The organism is Arthrobacter cryoconiti, assembly GCF_020905375.1.
Lineage (GTDB): Bacteria > Actinomycetota > Actinomycetes > Actinomycetales > Micrococcaceae > Specibacter > Specibacter cryoconiti.
In genome coordinates this window covers 45,213-60,222 of record NZ_JAJJBU010000013.1, presented here as the reverse complement: position 1 = coordinate 60,222, position 15,010 = coordinate 45,213, and the positions used below count along the sequence as shown (strand labels likewise).

The 15,010-nt window shown below is 56.6% G+C and carries 17 protein-coding genes and 1 pseudogene; 8 read left to right on the top strand and 10 right to left on the bottom strand.

Annotated elements, in window-relative coordinates; all coding sequences use genetic code 11:
* Positions 1–142 precede the first annotated feature (142 nt).
* Both LOH53_RS06875 and LOH53_RS17050 read left to right on the top strand, forming a co-directional pair.
* On the top strand, positions 143–418 hold the full coding sequence (locus LOH53_RS06875) for a hypothetical protein (protein ID WP_230066994.1): 276 nt from the start codon (positions 143–145) through the stop codon (positions 416–418).
* 928 nt (positions 419–1,346) lie between these two features.
* Positions 1,347–2,387 (top strand): annotated as a pseudogene (locus LOH53_RS17050) (IS30 family transposase).
* 554 nt (positions 2,388–2,941) lie between these two features.
* On the opposite strand, the gene LOH53_RS06860 reads toward LOH53_RS17050, so the two are convergent.
* The 3 genes from LOH53_RS06860 to LOH53_RS06850 form a co-directional block, all read right to left on the bottom strand.
* Positions 2,942–3,763 carry a DUF3761 domain-containing protein gene (locus LOH53_RS06860; RefSeq protein ID WP_230066991.1) on the bottom strand — a complete coding sequence of 274 codons (822 nt, stop codon included), beginning with the start codon at positions 3,761–3,763 and terminating at the stop codon, positions 2,942–2,944.
* Positions 3,764–4,216: 453 nt separating this feature from the next.
* Complete coding sequence (locus tag LOH53_RS06855; protein WP_230066990.1) at positions 4,217–4,486, bottom strand: hypothetical protein; 270 nt, start codon at positions 4,484–4,486, stop codon at positions 4,217–4,219.
* Between the two features lie 272 nt (positions 4,487–4,758).
* On the bottom strand, positions 4,759–5,001 hold the full coding sequence (locus LOH53_RS06850) for a hypothetical protein (protein WP_230066989.1): 243 nt from the start codon (positions 4,999–5,001) through the stop codon (positions 4,759–4,761).
* Between the two features lie 525 nt (positions 5,002–5,526).
* Here LOH53_RS06850 and LOH53_RS06845 point away from each other — a divergent pair.
* Both LOH53_RS06845 and LOH53_RS06840 read left to right on the top strand, forming a co-directional pair.
* Positions 5,527–5,766, top strand: a complete 240-nt coding sequence (locus tag LOH53_RS06845) for a GNAT family N-acetyltransferase (protein ID WP_230066988.1) — start codon at positions 5,527–5,529, stop codon at positions 5,764–5,766.
* A gap of 138 nt (positions 5,767–5,904) precedes the next feature.
* Positions 5,905–6,051, top strand: a complete 147-nt coding sequence (locus LOH53_RS06840; protein WP_230066987.1) for a hypothetical protein — start codon at positions 5,905–5,907, stop codon at positions 6,049–6,051.
* A gap of 58 nt (positions 6,052–6,109) precedes the next feature.
* On the opposite strand, the gene LOH53_RS06835 is transcribed toward LOH53_RS06840, so the two are convergent.
* The 3 genes from LOH53_RS06835 to LOH53_RS06825 all read right to left on the bottom strand — a co-directional run bounded on the left by LOH53_RS06835 (position 6,110) and on the right by LOH53_RS06825 (position 7,631).
* Complete coding sequence (locus LOH53_RS06835) at positions 6,110–6,583, bottom strand: DUF1990 family protein (RefSeq protein WP_230066986.1); 474 nt, start codon at positions 6,581–6,583, stop codon at positions 6,110–6,112.
* A gap of 92 nt (positions 6,584–6,675) precedes the next feature.
* Positions 6,676–6,927 carry a hypothetical protein gene (locus tag LOH53_RS06830; RefSeq protein ID WP_230066985.1) on the bottom strand — a complete coding sequence of 84 codons (252 nt, stop codon included), beginning with the start codon at positions 6,925–6,927 and terminating at the stop codon, positions 6,676–6,678.
* Positions 6,928–7,115: 188 nt separating this feature from the next.
* Positions 7,116–7,631 carry a tetratricopeptide repeat protein gene (locus LOH53_RS06825; protein ID WP_230066984.1) on the bottom strand — a complete coding sequence of 172 codons (516 nt, stop codon included), beginning with the start codon at positions 7,629–7,631 and terminating at the stop codon, positions 7,116–7,118.
* Positions 7,632–8,189: 558 nt separating this feature from the next.
* On the opposite strand from LOH53_RS06825, the gene LOH53_RS06820 reads away from it, so the two are divergent.
* The 4 genes from LOH53_RS06820 to LOH53_RS06805 all read left to right on the top strand — a co-directional run bounded on the left by LOH53_RS06820 (position 8,190) and on the right by LOH53_RS06805 (position 12,499).
* A complete protein-coding gene (locus LOH53_RS06820) occupies positions 8,190–8,942 on the top strand; it encodes a GntR family transcriptional regulator (protein ID WP_230066983.1) in 753 nt (250 codons plus the stop codon).
* A gap of 164 nt (positions 8,943–9,106) precedes the next feature.
* Positions 9,107–10,303 (top strand): NAD(P)/FAD-dependent oxidoreductase, encoded by a 1,197-nt coding sequence (locus LOH53_RS06815; RefSeq protein ID WP_230066982.1) that lies wholly within the window; start codon positions 9,107–9,109, stop codon positions 10,301–10,303.
* Positions 10,304–10,336: 33 nt separating this feature from the next.
* Entirely contained in the window at positions 10,337–11,725 is a 1,389-nt protein-coding gene (locus tag LOH53_RS06810; protein ID WP_230066981.1) for an MBL fold metallo-hydrolase, read from the top strand.
* A 6-nt stretch (positions 11,726–11,731) separates the two neighbouring features.
* Entirely contained in the window at positions 11,732–12,499 is a 768-nt protein-coding gene (locus LOH53_RS06805; RefSeq protein WP_230066980.1) for a sulfite exporter TauE/SafE family protein, read from the top strand.
* Positions 12,500–12,555: 56 nt separating this feature from the next.
* On the opposite strand, the gene LOH53_RS06800 is transcribed toward LOH53_RS06805, so the two are convergent.
* The 4 genes from LOH53_RS06800 to LOH53_RS06785 all read right to left on the bottom strand — a co-directional run bounded on the left by LOH53_RS06800 (position 12,556) and on the right by LOH53_RS06785 (position 15,007).
* The gene (locus LOH53_RS06800; protein ID WP_230066979.1) at positions 12,556–13,083 is read right to left on the bottom strand and encodes a DUF427 domain-containing protein; all 528 of its coding nucleotides are present in this window, start codon (positions 13,081–13,083) and stop codon (positions 12,556–12,558) included.
* 64 nt (positions 13,084–13,147) lie between these two features.
* A complete protein-coding gene (locus LOH53_RS06795) occupies positions 13,148–13,732 on the bottom strand; it encodes a peroxiredoxin (protein ID WP_230066978.1) in 585 nt (194 codons plus the stop codon).
* A gap of 57 nt (positions 13,733–13,789) precedes the next feature.
* Entirely contained in the window at positions 13,790–14,284 is a 495-nt protein-coding gene (locus LOH53_RS06790) for a hypothetical protein (protein ID WP_230066977.1), read from the bottom strand.
* A 96-nt stretch (positions 14,285–14,380) separates the two neighbouring features.
* On the bottom strand, positions 14,381–15,007 hold the full coding sequence (locus LOH53_RS06785; protein ID WP_230066976.1) for a type II secretion system F family protein: 627 nt from the start codon (positions 15,005–15,007) through the stop codon (positions 14,381–14,383).
* Positions 15,008–15,010: the final 3 nt, after the last annotated feature.

Sequence of the window (15,010 nt, the reverse complement as noted above, 5' to 3'; positions counted from 1 at the left end):
GTGGAGGGGGCTCTTCTTTTTGGACTGAAGACGCTCAACCCCGCAGCGTGCTGGGCGGCATTTTAAATTGCTTAAGTCGCCAAATGATCGCCCATCACACGCATAGCAGCTGGGGCACTCATTGGCGTGTAAAGATGTGTCCATGAACTTGGCGACTTTCACCTTCTCCGGCAAAGACTTCGGCCTACGGCGTGCCACGGCATCCGACGTCGAACACATCATTGAACTCTTGGCTAACGATCCCCTTCGACAGACCGAGGGCTCAGCTGCTCCGGAACAATGGGCACCGTATCAAGCAGCCTTCAAAGCAACAGAACCTTCACTCGCAGAATGGGGAAAAGCGTTAATCTACAGCCGTACTAGCCAGGACCACGCGAGTATCAAGGTCTTAGCCAATCACCGCTTAAAGGACAGGTAAAGCTGGCGACACGAAACGACCTCCGAATTGCACGCGCCGTTAAAGACAACGAAGTCCGGGCATCAGAAAATTCGTTGGCACACAAAATACGACGAAATGACGAGCAAATTTCCAGACGTTGATGGCGTCCAGCTTTGGCACATTGAAAGACTTATTCGTATCTCGATCGAGCTAAACCGGTTTATTATACTAAGAAGAAGATAGGTAGTAATCCGACGCCGCTAACAACCGGACATTTTAGCAGCGACATATTACCCGTATGAATAATCGCCCGAGTTGTGTGAATCACCGTAGTTCAGGAGTCGATGCACGCCGGCACCACATCCGGCGGGAGCAAGATGGGGATTCCTGCAATGATGAATGGATAACCATTACCCGCCTATGCGCGTGGAAATTTAGAACCACGTTCCGGAACTTGGCCTGATCGAGCCCAACGAAATCCTCGAAGCCTTCTCCCGCTTCTCAGCGAGTCAAAGATTTCGCGCAATTCGCTGGTATCCGTCCGTGATGCAGTCGTTAGTTCTTGTGAAGTCTTCTCGCTTACGATTCATCCTCAGGGCGTATCTGTCCAGGACGTAGAGGGACTGAACATGGACGCCAAAGGCTACTTCGTGGCTAAAGGACGAAGGGGGCTGCGGACGGCAGCATAACCATGTCGTAACTCAAGATGTTTACGGACAGGACCCACATAGGCTTGTGGGTATGGACGATCGGATGGTTGCGTTGCGCTTGGACGCTTAGTAGCAGAGGTTAGCATTGATGATCAGAGAGACTTAGTGCTGCACGTTCTCGACGACGGAACGCATCCTCGCTGGCCGGGGCCGATGAAGGTATTTTAATCCAGGTAAGGTGCGTATTTTATCTTACCAAAGGGACGGGTGGCGGTGTCATACCCTCGAAGCAACAAGTTGGTTGAATAGGGGAGTTGCTGGCGGGGCGTAGGGCGTTGTCGTTTTCGGATCGGGCGGACATTGCCGTAGGCATCCAGGCTGGCAAAACGGATCGTCAGATCGGTGCGGATCTTGGCCGTAACCACTCCATCATTTGGCGCGAACGCCACAGGAATTCGACGAAGACTCGTGGCTACTGGCCTGTGAGTGCCGACTGTGCTGCTGAGCGCCGGCGCTGCCGTCCGCAGGCTAGGAAGATCGAGACGGATCCGGTCTTGGCTGCACGTGTGAGGGCTGATCTGGCCAGGTCTAGGACGCCGCGGCAGATCGTAAGGTCGTTTGCGTTTGGAAGCCACAGACGCCAGCGTTGAGACCATGACGAAATCACCCGACACCGAAGGCCGCACCGTCTCCCACGAGGCTTTTCGACAGGTGGATCTACGCCTTTCCCAAAGGCGAGCTGGCCAAGTCAGGAATCTTGCTGCAATCCAAGCGCACGAAACGTAAATCCGTGAAGCCATTGGGAGAGCGTACGGGCGGGAGGATCATCGGGATGGCCAGCATAGATGACCGGCCCGAGGAAGCAGCTGATCGCCGTGTCCCTGGCGCGTGGGAAGGGGATCTGGTGGTCGGCAAGGGCAGCAAGAGCGAAATCGCAACCCTGGTCGAGAGGAACAGCAGGTTCTTGATCATGCTGGGTCTGCCCGAGGGCAAGAAGGCTGCTGGTCTCGCTGATGTTCTCATCAACCGGGTCAATGACCTGCCGGCGTGGATGCGTGGTTCATTGACCTGGGATCAAGGCACCGAGATGGCCCGCCACGCCCCAACTCACGCTGGCCACGGACTTGCCGGTGTACTTCGCCCACCCCCACTCACCCTGGGGGCGATCCTCGAATGAGAACACGAACGGGCTGATCAGGGAGTACCTGCCAAAGGGCATCGAACTGACAAGCCACCAACCCTACCTGGACTCCATCGCGGACGAACTCAACGACCGCCCCCGTGGCGTCCTGGGATTCCTCACACCACGAGAAGTATTCACCAAGCTACTCAACGAGGATGTTGCTAAGACGGCTTGACACCGCCGGTTCCCAAAACTACCAATGCGGAGGAGAACCAGCTCCAGGTTGTGGCTAAATATATCGCGTTGGCGACTCTAGGCTGACTGGAATTTCTCCGCACCTGCCTCGATACAAATACAGAGAACCGCCTCGCTAACCTTAGGAGAACTTCAATGGCCTCTGCATGGGAATGGCTTTCTGATCGGCCAGACAAGGCAGAAACAAACACCCTAAAATAATCAGCGGACGACCTTCCTTCTCGCTCATTACCTACTTGATCAGAAAGAGTTCCATGGGCAGAAAGTTCATTCTATTAGTGATTCTAAAGGTCGTTTGGACTGGGCGATCGAGGCAAACTACACCATGATTTCCTTACGTCTAGACGAAAAATGGACGTAGCTTCGGTGATACCGCTTGAGCCTAGGCAGTTTCAATTTCAGTGGATGTCAAAAGAACAACCAACGTTTTCCTGACAGTCGCTATTTTGCACTGTGCCTGTTCCCAACGGGAATGCTGGCCTCTGCAAAATAGCCCCCGATCAAGATGACCGGGGGCTTTTAGTTTCTTCAAGGTTACTTATACCAAACTGCAACCCCATGGTGTTTGGAGCAGCTTCCTTTGTGGGTAGCCGAAAAAGACAGGGTCCCGTCATTGCAGAGGGCCGTGGCGCCTCCGCCTGGTGCAGGTGCAGGTGCAGCGGCCTTTTTGGCTGCTGCCTGATCCGCAGTAACCTGATCCGCAGCAACCTGAGCAGCAACCTGATCCGCAGCAACCTGAGCAGCAACCTGATCCGCAGCAACCTGAGCAGCAACCTGATCCGCAATCGCTTTGTCAGAGATCAACTTGTCTGCGGCCGTTTTAGCTTCAGCGACAACTTTCTTGGACGTTGTTTCGTCCATCCAAACTAGATGCCCTCCTTTGTCCAACGTGCACACGAATACGGTACCGACATCGGTGCTTGAAATGGCCGCGGTGCTGCACGAACTCAAGGCCACGATTTTCTTGGCGGTGGGCGGGGTCGAGGTCACAACAGGCGTGGAGGCAGTAGAAATGGCTGACTGTTTCGATATGGAATCGGCCAGCTTGGTGTTCGATTCAACGGGCCCCATTGATAACAAGATCACGATACTAAGGATAAATAAGGCGAAGCCACCACCAACGGCAATTGCTGCCGCCTTCCTATGCGGCAATCCTATCCAAGACCTCCGGTTGAACACGAACGAGTAGAGTGCGGCCAATCCGAGCCAAATAGCAAAGAACAGGAGACCGACGCCAAAGTATCCTACAAGTGCAAAGAGCAGCATCAGGGCCACACTGATGGAAGCAGAGATCCAAAAAGAAATTGTGGGCCGCCAACGACGCTTTGTGGGCGCGGAACTATTGTAATAACTCATAACTGATTTCCCCCAGAAAATATGATAATCCTCGATATAACCGCATAAGTCTAGCGCCATGATTGCGCCTTCGAATCCCGGGCTGTTAACCGGGCCGCCGTCGCGCGCCAGGCGTCACCATCAGGCGTACAATGGAAGGTCAAAAAGTGGGTCAGGCTGTCCGCGAGAAGGCCGAAGGTCTGGGCACATTAAGGAATCGCGCGGCTAGAGACCTTTAGTACGGTTCGCTATATCTGAACGGATCTTTTGCGGATACGCTCAGCGGTGTCACACCCTCGAAGCAACAAGTTTCTGGGGAGTGGTGCAGTCAGCGAGAGTTAGTCGCCCTGGACAGAACGCGATAATACTGGTTATCGACCCGACTAACTCTGATCGGTTGAAATATGGGAAGGAGAAATTAATAGTCCGAAAGCGTGCTCGATATTGAAGACTTAGATAATGTGCTGGGCGGCGTCAAGCCGTCTTAGCACCGTTGGCGTTGAGTAGTTTGGTGAACACTTCCCGTGGCATGAGCAACCCTAGGACGGCGCGGGCCGGTTGTTGAGCTCGTCGGCGCTGGAGTCCAGATAGGGTTGATGATCGGTGAGCTCGATGCCCCTTGGAGAGTAACTCCCGGATGAGACAGTTCGTGTTCTCGATGGAGGGTCGCTCCCATGGTGAGAGAGGGTGGGCGAAGTACACCTGCACGTCCGTGGCAAGTGTCAGCTGGGCATGGCGGGCCATCTCGGTAGCCTGATCCTTTGGCCATGGAACCGCGCACCAAGGCTGGCAGGTCGTTGACCCGATTAATGAGGGCGTTGGCGAATCCAGCAGCTTTTTTGCCTTCAGGCAAGCCCAGCAAAACCCAAAAACCTGCCGTGCTTCTCGACCCTAGTCGCGAAGGCACTCTTCCCGCCCTTGCCGACAACAAGGTCCCCGTCGCACGCGACTGGAGCAGGATCCCTGGCTTAGCCAGCTCACGCTTAGGCAGGGCGTAAATCCACCGAACGAAAAGCCTAGTGGGACACCGTACGACCTTCGGCATCAGATGATTTCGTCATGATCTCAACGCTGTCGTCTGTGGCTTGCAAACACAAACGCCAGCGATCTGCCGCGGTGTCCTGGACACGGCCAAATCTGCCTTCATCCGGGGCTGCAAGGACCAGATCCATCTCAATCTTCCGTGCCTGCGGACGTTTGCTGCGGCTCTCAGCTGCAAAGTGTGCGCTCACGGGGCGATAGCCGCGGGTCTTCGTCAAATTCCGTCCACCTTCGCGCCAAATGATCGTCTAGTCCCGGCCAAGATCAGCACCGATCTGACGTGCCAGCCAGGACACCGACGACGATGCCCGCCCGATCCGAAATCGACAATCGTCTACGCAACACCAGCAACTCCTCTAATCAACCAACATATTGCTTCGAGGATGTGACACGGCCCTAGCTCACCATAGAAACGGGCTACCTGGACCCTGCGATGATCTCCCTCCGTGTCAGTCGATGAGTGAACACTGCCCACAACACCCTAGGAATCGACGAGTGATCTACGCTAACGGCCCGTCGCCATTCCACGTTAGCTGACTGCCTCTGTTACAGTTGGGCCCCAATTCGCGCATCAGCAGATTACTCTCGAATCCATCTGGGATTCACACGCACTTGGTACAAACAAAAGTCTAAATCGGAGTCCTACCTGTTTCAGGTGACTTGACGGGGTCGATTCTTTCATGGTTCGACCCTAAAAAAGTTTGATTTTATGTCCCAAGCAGACTGTGAGGTGTACATGTAGAGTGTCTGGGCTGTCCCGGTTAGGAGCAACCCGCCTCACCGTGGAAGCTGTCCGGGTGGCGGCGAAGCTGCGTGGCATCGGTCTGGGGTCAGCGATGCTGGACTGGGCAGTGGCCGAGGGGAGACGAAGAGGCGCTGCCTTGGTTCAGTTGACGAGTGACAAAAAGCGCGAGGATGCGCATAGATTCTATGAACGGCTCGGGTTCGCAGCAACTCATGTGGGCTTCAAGCTATTTCTCTAAGAGAACCCCCCAGCTTTTCCTATCTAAAATGCGCACATTTCAATCCAAGTACGCATCCACTCCGAAGTATCTCTGTGGGAGGGAGCCCCTCCCACTATTGAAGGCGGCGCGCTGCCCATTGACAGAGGATTTGGACGCATGAAATTTGGTTCGGGTAAATTCAACGGTTTTTGGCCTTTCCCTGTTGGAGCAGCACAGACCCCGGAAGGGCTTGAAGGGCCCAAACCCGACTCGAACCCGCACACGGAAATTTGGCCTGATGCCTCTGAAATTCCCGAGGACTAACGAGCAGCCATATTCAGATCATGAATTCTCGGACCCTCAGAATCCTGAACGAGAGTATCTAGCGCAATGCACGCATATATCGTCTGCGGACTATTTGCTGCGCCACGAGTAACAGTGGGTAGAGTGAACGCCAAGGTTGCTGCGGCGCCGCTCTGGTGAGTGAACGAATACTCAGACGAACTTCTTCGCCGTGCCGATGCACGATGAACGCTTCCTCGCCAGATACCGGATGCCCTGGCAGGGTTTTGTAGGCGAATCCGACGCGGTCTGACTCTTTGAGGACGAATACCACCTCAACGGGCTCAACGATCCGCACCCCCAGTAGCTTCGCCGTGACCATTACCCTCTCTCCAGACGTGACTGGTACCGCGGAGTTCACGGTAAAGCCACTGGAAGTCTTTACTTTCCAGAGGAGCACCTCCCGGGCGATCCTCGCCCACGCATCATCACCGCTGCCCACCACCACAGTGACCTCGGAACGACGATATCTACGCTCACTCGGTGGCCATTCGCGTAAATCCGGACTCGTCATACATTCCACCCTAAACGCCACAGACCTAAAACTAGGCGGCCACCAGATCCGAGTAGTGAACAGCGAAGAAGCACCAGTATTTTGCCCTCTCCTCAGACGCGTTCGCGCTTGTAGTCAAAGCTCCAAGTATTGCCGGGGAAGGAGGTGCAGGCTGTGGTCAAGTACCCCTTTTGCGAATACTGGTTCTTCCAATACGCGCAGGCCGCATAGCTTACCTTCGGCCATGAGGTGAACCCCGGGATGGAAGCTGAGGAGGCTGGAGCTACGGCAACACTCGCGCCTAGCAACAGACCACACGTTAGGGTCAATGATGCGAGCCGCGGGCGGAAGCTTGACTTCTTCATGTTGGAATCCTTTGTGCGTGCAACGAGATAACGAAAGCTCAAAAGTGAACTCTCTGCCGAGTCTAAGGAACGTGCCCACCCTTAGCCATGGGTAACGCTCCCCATGGAGGGACGCCTCGATTCACAACATCTGCCAGGACTCCGCGCACTGTTGGCGAGCCTTGGCCCCAGCCTTCCGCCACAATTATCTACCGAACATTTCCTTTTGCGGGAGTCGATTTCAGCGAACGAATGTACCCCGCGTTTCCACTGATGGCTGGCTTGTATCTCTCAATGTCAGGCGTATGGATGAAGCTCACCACTATGTCAAGCAGCGACGCAATGGATTGGTTTTGATGACCCGCAGCATGCAGTGTGATGGCTTCAAAAAATCCCAGCGCCGGGGACTGCGGAAATGTATTGCGCGCTGTCGCGAAGACCTCAAGGGACTTCTCATACTCGCCCACATTGCGCAACGTTGATCCGTATTGAACGTAGCAACGCCGAAGCAGATCACCCTCTAGCCCAGCAGCGAGTGCACTTTCATAAAATTCCAGAGCCGACTTTTCTTGGCCAGCCGTGTCATAGGCCCCGCCAACCTCGTAGAGCACCCTCGCATTCTCAGGATTAGAAGCGTGTAGCGCCAACAGAACATCGAGAGTGGGTGCCATATTGCTCCGATCTCTGGCCGTAAAGATCGCATCGAGTTCCTCGTCTAAAGTCATGCCGTTCACTCTTGCACAGACGACCTGCCCGCTAAACCTCAATATGGATGCGCAAACCCATAATCGTTCGAATCCTGATCATTCATAGGGGAAGACCTTCGACTCTCACCCAAACACGCGCCCGCACATAATATGCGGCTAAGTGCTCTTACTGGAACCACACATCGGGGGCAGCACTCTAGACGAAAGCGATGACAGTATGCGAGCAAATGGTCTGAGAAATTTTGCTTGGAAAAGTCTGGTTGTCGTGGTCATTTTTAACGCCATCTCAGCCGTGGGTGGAAGCACCGCCATGCTGGTCGCAAATGCTCTATTTCTCCACAGGGACGTTTGAGCTTGCGCTCATCGTTGTTCTCCTAGGACTTGTGCCAGGGCTGCCTGGCATCAGACAACACGAGCTACTTCGAACCGGGAACCCCGAGAAGACTTGCAACGACGCCTAAACTGGCCCAGTTCTCGGAGCAGCGGTAGCATCATCAATGGCAACCAGTGGCTGTGGCTAGACCGCAAAGGTTCCGTATGGTTGGAGGGAACCTGGGCGAACAACATGAGGAAACTATGACCAACCAACAGCGGGACACTCAGCTTCAAAAGCGTAAAGTCCCGCTGTGGCAATCGGTTCAGGACCAGATCAAGGAACGGATCGACGGCGGTGAATTCGCGGCCGGTTTTCCTGGAGAAATGGCACTGGTTGACGAATACGGCGTCAGCCGGGCAACTATCAGATCAGCGCTGGCACCCCTCCGTCGGGCCGGTCTGCTCTCTGCCCACAGGGGTAAGCCATCTGCCTTGGTGAATGTGGTGAACGAGCAGCGCTTCGGCCCTGTCTATAGCCTTTTCGCCGCCGTCGAAAGTGCGGGCATGACGCAACGCAGCGTCATGGACTTAGCCGAACTGCGCCGGTCCGCTGAAGTCGCTGCACGTTTGGGATTAGAGACAGACGCCGAACTGGTGTTCATCTCGCGTACCCGTTATGCCGACAACGATGTCATCGCGGTAGATGATACATGGCTCCCAGCCACGGTCGCCGCAGCGGTATTGGACGCGGATCTAAGTCATACGGCGCTCTACGAAGTCCTGCAGAGCCGCTGTGGAATAACACTCAGCGCAGGGCATGAAACATTACATGCCGTAGCTGCCGATGCCGAGCAATCTAGCCGGCTCAAGTGCGCACCGGCAACCGCTGTCTTCTTCATCGAACGCCTCGGTTTGGCCGGGGAGACGGCAGTTGAGTGGCGCGAAACCCTCATCCGCGGCGACCGTTTCACCGTCACCACCTCGTATCCTTCTGGACCAGTTTTTACTCCCTAGCGCAAGCTCACTCTCACCTCCACCAGCCTCTTTCCCTGCTAGGGGCTTCCCTGAATGCGTAAATGTACGTACATTAGGGTCTAAGGTATTTTCCTTACTACTCGGAACGTTCTCGACGCTTGAGAGCGCCAGCGGGAACTCCGAACGAAGTGGAGACGAATCGTATGGCCTTGCACCATCGCATCCTGATCATCGGCGGAGGAAATGCCGGACTAAGTGTTGCCGCACGGCTGCGCAACGCCGGCCAAGACGACATCGCCGTCGTCGAGCCCCATGACAAGCACTATTACCAGCCACTGTGGACTCTCGTTGGTGGCGGCCGGGCCAAAGTCCGCGAATCGGTGCGCTCCCAAGCTTCGGTGATGCCTCAGGGCGTCGCTTGGCTCAAGGACTCCGCCACTGCCGTAGACCCCGATGCCAAGACCGTTTCCCTGGCCTCCGGGGCCGTCGTTGGGTACGACTACCTGGTTGTCTGCCCGGGGATCCAGCTCGACTGGGAGAAGTTGGCGGGGCTCCCCGATGCCTTGAAGACCCCGGCCGTCTCGAGTAATTACCGCTTTGACCTGGCACCTAAAACCTGGAATCTGATCCGTGGCCTGCGCTCAGGAACCGCCGTTTTCACAATGCCCTCGGGGCCAATCAAATGCGCCGGTGCGCCCCAGAAGATCGCCTACTTAGCCGCCGACTACTGGAGGAAGCAGGGGGTTTTGAAAGATATCCGCATGGTTATGGTGCTGCCAACACCTGGCATGTTCGGAGTCAAAGAATTTTCCGAAGAACTCGATCGCGTAGTTGCCGACTATGGCATAGAAGTCCGCTTCAACAGTGAAGTTACCGCCATCGATTCCACCGCCAAGACGGTTAGCATTCGTGAAAATGTAACTAAGGCCAGTGAGGAACTCGGCTACGACATGCTGCATACTGTCCCGCCACAGTCGGCTCCGGATTGGCTCAAGAACAGCGCACTCGCAGACCCTGCGAGCCCTGGCGGCTACGTCGAGATCGATAAGCACACCTTGCGGCACGTCCGCTACCAGGATGTTTTCGCCTTAGGTGATGCGGGTTCGAGCCCTAATTCCAAGACCGGTGCTGCAATTCGCAAGCAGGCCCCCGTGCTGGTTGAGAACCTGCTGGCAGCCATGGATACCACAGCACCACCAGCCAAATATGACGGCTACGCATCCTGCCCACTGACAACCTCACGGCACAAAATGCTGCTGGCGGAATTTGACTACAGCATGCGTCCAGCACCGAGCATCCCGCTGATCGATACCACCCACGCTCGCCGAGACATGTGGTATCTCAAACGTTATGGGCTGCCCTTCATGTATTGGAATCTGATCCTCAAGGGTCGCGCTTAGCTTCAGTTCGAACACCACGACAGGAGTACCACCATGTTCTTTGAACGTATTTACGACACCGATCTAGCCCAGGCCAGCTATGTGATCGGCTGCCAGGTGACCGGCGAAGCCGTGGTTGTCGATGCCCGCCGTGACATCGCCGTGTACCAAGACATCGCTGCCACCAACCAGTTGAAAATCACGGCTGTGACTGAGACCCACGTCCATGCCGATTATCTCTCCGGCTCCCGCGAACTCGCAGCGGCCACCGGGGCTGCTCTGTACGTATCCGGCGAGGGCGGACCGGACTGGCTCTATGCTTTTCAGGCCAAACAATTGCTCGACGGCGACACCGTCAAGTTGGGGAACATCACTCTCACCGCAGTGCACACTCCGGGTCACACACCAGAGCACCTGATGTTCCTCGTCACCGACGGCGCGTTCGCCGACGAGCCCGGATATGCCTTGACCGGGGACTTCGTCTTCTGTGGCGATTTAGGTCGGCCTGACCTTCTCGACGAGGCAGCCGGCGGCATTGACACCCGCTTCGTCGGGGCGAAGCAGATGTTTTCGAGCTTGCGGGAGAAATTTCTCGCCTTGCCTGACTACGTGCAGGTTCACCCAGCCCATGGTGCCGGCAGCGCGTGCGGCAAGGCGCTTGGCTCCGTCCCTTCAAGCACTGTGGGCTACGAACGTCTTCATGCTTGGTGGGGGCCATACCTGATAGCCGACGACGAGGAAGGGTTTGTCACCGAGTTGCTCGATGGTCAGCCAGACGCACCGGCTTACTTCGGGCGGATGAAACGCCAGAATGTGGCCGGGCCCAAGGTGATCGGTGAGCGGAAGCCGCTGCCCGAACTTTTCCCGAAAGATGTAGCTGCTTCACTGGCCGCACATGAAGTGACTTTTGTGGACACGCGTGGGCAAGCGGAGGTCCATGATGTCAGTGTCACCGGAGCATTGAACATCCCGGCAATCAAGTCGATGGCCACCTATGGTGCGTGGGTAATCGACCCCGAACATGACGCCCGCCCGCTCGTTCTACTGGCCTCCGGCCCGAATTCTGCACGGGAGATGTGGGACCACCTAATTCGGGTGGGCATCGACGACGTCGCCGGATACGTCACCACGCTCGATGGACTGCCACAGGAAACCCCACGGTTGGTACAGCCTGACGAGGTGGCCAATTTCGAGAAGTCGTTGCTGCTTGACGTCCGGGCCAAGTCCGAACATGCCAATGGGCATCTGCCCGACTCAGAGCAGTTACATGGGGGGCGGGTTCTGTGGAATCTGGACAGACTCCCCTCCGACGGAACTATTGTGACGTATTGCCAGAGCGGCGTACGCAGTTCGGTCGTAGCCAGTATGCTCCGTCATGCCGGCTACGACGTCGTCGAACTCGAAGGTAGCTATGCCGCCTGGGCGAAGCATCATGCAGAGTAGCTTTCAGTGATCCTTACCGCATTGGCCTTCGGCGTGCTGGTCGGTGGCTTGCTGGGGCTCGTAGGCGGGGGTGGATCGATCATCGCAGTGCCGGCCCTGGTCTATGGGGTAGGGATGCCACTGTCCGCGGCAATACCGACGTCCTTAGTCGTCGTTGGCGCCTCCTCCACGGCCGCCGTCCTACCGCGCTTGCAAAGATACGTCGACTGGAAGCTGGCGCTGATCATCGGTGCAGTCGGCGGTACGACCGCCTTCGCCGGGACAGCTGTGAACGCAATGCTCGATCAGCAACTCCTCCTCAGCGTCTTCGCAGCAATCATGGTGCTCGCCGGGGTGTGGATGCTGCGACCTATCAGCTCGGCGGCGACCGGGCACCGCGCCGCCGACGGAACCATTCATTGGCCGCGCTACCTCCTCAAGGGCATCGGGACAGGAATCGTCGTTGGTTTTCTCACCGGACTATTGGGTGTTGGAGGTGGATTCCTGATCGTTCCGGCACTGGTCCTGATCCTTGGTTTACCGATGTCCATGGCGGTAGGGACGTCGTTGGTGATTGTGGTGATCAACTCCGTCGGTGGATTCATTTCGCACCTGGGGCAGCTGAACATGGACTGGGCACTGACGGGGGCCTTTGCCGGTGCCGCCATGATCGCTTCCTACGTCGGAGGGCGAATCGGCCGATCTTTGTCCGAGGTGGCACTTAAGCGCGGATTCGCTGTCCTTGTCTTCGGAGTGGCCGCTTACGTGGTGATCAGGGTTCTTCTTGACCTCTAAGACGTAGGCACATCCACTCAATCAGCCGCTATCGGCTCTGTTTACCGTCAGTGCGCTCACCACCCGGACGTGCCAGGTCCACCCTTAAACGGGCCAACTATCTGCGGGGTGATCCAACCGCCATAGAAGTCGCCCTCTTGGAAGGTGACCTGCTCGCCGTCGACCTCGCAGGACTCCATCTGACTTGGGTAGAGTGCCACACGAGTACTCAGTCCCTCGAAGCCCTGGCTAGGGTCCGGGTACGTCCAAGCAGCACGTGGGACAAAGATGCCGCCGGCAACGACGTCGAAGTAGTGCGCCACCCCTTTGAACTCGCAAAAGCTGGTGCCTTGAACCGGTATGAGTACAGCGGCGCAGAATGCGTCCAGCGGCAAGTAGTAGACCGGCGGGTGACTCGTCTCTAAAACTCGCACTGCCATGGTGGTGTCTGCAATCACTTGTCCACCAAGTTTCACGACGATCCGTTCCGATCGCTGCTGGAGTCTAGGGGGCCGCGGGTAGTCCCACACCGATTCTTGACCCGGTCCAGGTTTGATGGGCTGAGGGCGACGAGAGAAGCCTGAAAATCCATGAGCAGGAGTCATCTGCCCACCTTGCCATGGATTCGATGCTTCATCCGGGCTTTAAGATCGGGCTCACTAAAAAAAATCAAGCCCGCAACCAATCTATTACCTGTTGTGCGTGGGTATTGGGCGGAAAGATCGGGTAGAAGACGTGCTCGATAACACCACTCTTAATCACCAAAGTCAGGCGCGCGTAGAGCCGATCACAGCCTGGAGCCGGAAAGGTCGGCAGCATCAGCGCTTCCGCGAGGGCAAAGTTGGGATCTGAAAGCATGGGGAAAGGGAGACTCAGCCTCTCGACTACTTCAAGTTGATAGTCCGAGGACTGGCTGGAGAGCCCGAAAACGTTCTCCACTCCAGCATCCTGGAGTATTTTATAGTGGTCCCGGAAATCACACGCTTCCGTAGAACATCCACGAGCACCCGGGATAGCGTCCCACCCGTCTGGCGAATCTGTACCTGGCACACCCGTTAACGGGTACAAGTAGACAACGTTCCGCCCACTTCCAAGCTCAGCGAGATTTATCTCGCGGCTATCCGTGGCAGAAAACGTCAGCTGTGGCAACGCAAGCCCTACCAAGTGATCGGCAGCCCCGTCATCCACGGGGACCGGAAGATTAGCGGGAAGGACCTTGGAGTAGTCGACCACGGTGGTTGGTTCCTTTCTCAACGGTTGGAACGCTGCTCCGGTGCCGAATGAGACCACGGGCCAACATCTTCGAGTATGTCAGAGCGGGATGTCCAAGGTGATGGGACCGACCTCACTCGGGCCACCGCACTGCTCGCTACCACCCATACGCCGCCACTCGAGTGCGATCTCCCGCTCCACAAGCACGTTGTGGGCTGAAGACAGAGCGCGAAGGGTGAGCGTGGCAGGCGCCGCCATGCTCATCGACGCTCGCCACGTCCGTTGGTCGATGCGGTTGATGGAGAAATTCAGAGGAACGGTCGTGAGTCCCGTCGGAGCACTCGCAGGTCCCGTCGGCACAAGCGTCGCCCGACGAAGCGACTCAACTGGTATTTGCTGAACGGTACTCGACGCGGCACACACACCGTCGACGCACAGCTCGAGCGATGCAATGTCCGCTACGTTTCCGGTGAGGTTGACGTCAATAGTGTTAATCCACCCAATTGCAGGGCACATCACGGGAGTCGCGCACCCTTCCAGGGCAAGGCTCGCAAGCAGCGTGACGAAGAGGCTCAAGAACCGGAATTTCACCATGCGGCCAACCATAGCAGCGTCGAAAGGAGCACCCAGATTGCTCGGCACTCACGTTCGGAATCGGAGGCATTTAGCCAATCAACCACGGGAGCGCCGCTATAGTGCGGGGATCATGGCCACTACGACAGGGATAATTCCCAAGACCACAAAAGCAGGAAGAGAACATAGCCCCAACGGAATCACCAATTTCACCCCCAATGCAGCAGCACGTTTCTCAGCATTTCGTTGCGACTCCCGCCGGCATGCGGCAGCCTCCGCATAAAGTAGTGGGGCCGCGGGTGCACCCGTGAGTGCCGCAAAGCTCAATGCATCACGGATGCTTCCCACCGCGCTTTGGTGGGAGGCTCCTTCCCAAGCGTGTTCCCATGATGCCCCGATCTCCAAACCAGCCACCACCTGAGACAGGCTCACCCCTACTTGGGGCGTTGAAATCTCCGCTACCAGTCTCAGCGCCCGCGGAATAGCGAGTCCACTCTCGCAGGCAGAACCAATAAGTTCCAATAGCAGGGGAACGTCACAAATGCCGTTTGGCTCGGAGTTCTGCGGCTGCTCGCCTGCGTTTTGCCTGCCAGCGTTCTGCCTGTCAGCGCTTTGCCTGCCTGCGTTCTGCCTGCCTGCGTTCGTGACAAAACATGCTTGGCGAGCCCACCGTTGCCCCGCCTGTTCGCCGGTGAGAAACACTAGGACCAACGCCAGCAAGGCAAAGATCGCACATGCGCCCATGAC

Bases quoted from the DNA above. Each gene is read 5' to 3' on its own strand.
- LOH53_RS06820 (WP_230066983.1), top strand. From the start codon at position 8,190: ATGACCAACCAACAGCGGGACACTCAGCTTCAAAAGCGTAAAGTCCCG.
- LOH53_RS06830 (WP_230066985.1), bottom strand. From the start codon at position 6,927: ATGAAGAAGTCAAGCTTCCGCCCGCGGCTCGCATCATTGACCCTAACG.
- LOH53_RS06800 (WP_230066979.1), bottom strand. From the start codon at position 13,083: ATGACTCCTGCTCATGGATTTTCAGGCTTCTCTCGTCGCCCTCAGCCC.
- LOH53_RS06790 (WP_230066977.1), bottom strand. From the start codon at position 14,284: ATGGTGAAATTCCGGTTCTTGAGCCTCTTCGTCACGCTGCTTGCGAGC.
- LOH53_RS06810 (WP_230066981.1), top strand. From the start codon at position 10,337: ATGTTCTTTGAACGTATTTACGACACCGATCTAGCCCAGGCCAGCTAT.
- LOH53_RS06825 (WP_230066984.1), bottom strand. From the start codon at position 7,631: ATGACTTTAGACGAGGAACTCGATGCGATCTTTACGGCCAGAGATCGG.
- LOH53_RS06785 (WP_230066976.1), bottom strand. From the start codon at position 15,007: ATGGGCGCATGTGCGATCTTTGCCTTGCTGGCGTTGGTCCTAGTGTTT.
- LOH53_RS06815 (WP_230066982.1), top strand. From the start codon at position 9,107: ATGGCCTTGCACCATCGCATCCTGATCATCGGCGGAGGAAATGCCGGA.
- LOH53_RS06855 (WP_230066990.1), bottom strand. From the start codon at position 4,486: ATGGCCCGCCATGCCCAGCTGACACTTGCCACGGACGTGCAGGTGTAC.
- LOH53_RS06840 (WP_230066987.1), top strand. From the start codon at position 5,905: ATGAAATTTGGTTCGGGTAAATTCAACGGTTTTTGGCCTTTCCCTGTT.
- LOH53_RS06835 (WP_230066986.1), bottom strand. From the start codon at position 6,583: ATGACGAGTCCGGATTTACGCGAATGGCCACCGAGTGAGCGTAGATAT.
- LOH53_RS06875 (WP_230066994.1), top strand. From the start codon at position 143: ATGAACTTGGCGACTTTCACCTTCTCCGGCAAAGACTTCGGCCTACGG.
- LOH53_RS06860 (WP_230066991.1), bottom strand. From the start codon at position 3,763: ATGAGTTATTACAATAGTTCCGCGCCCACAAAGCGTCGTTGGCGGCCC.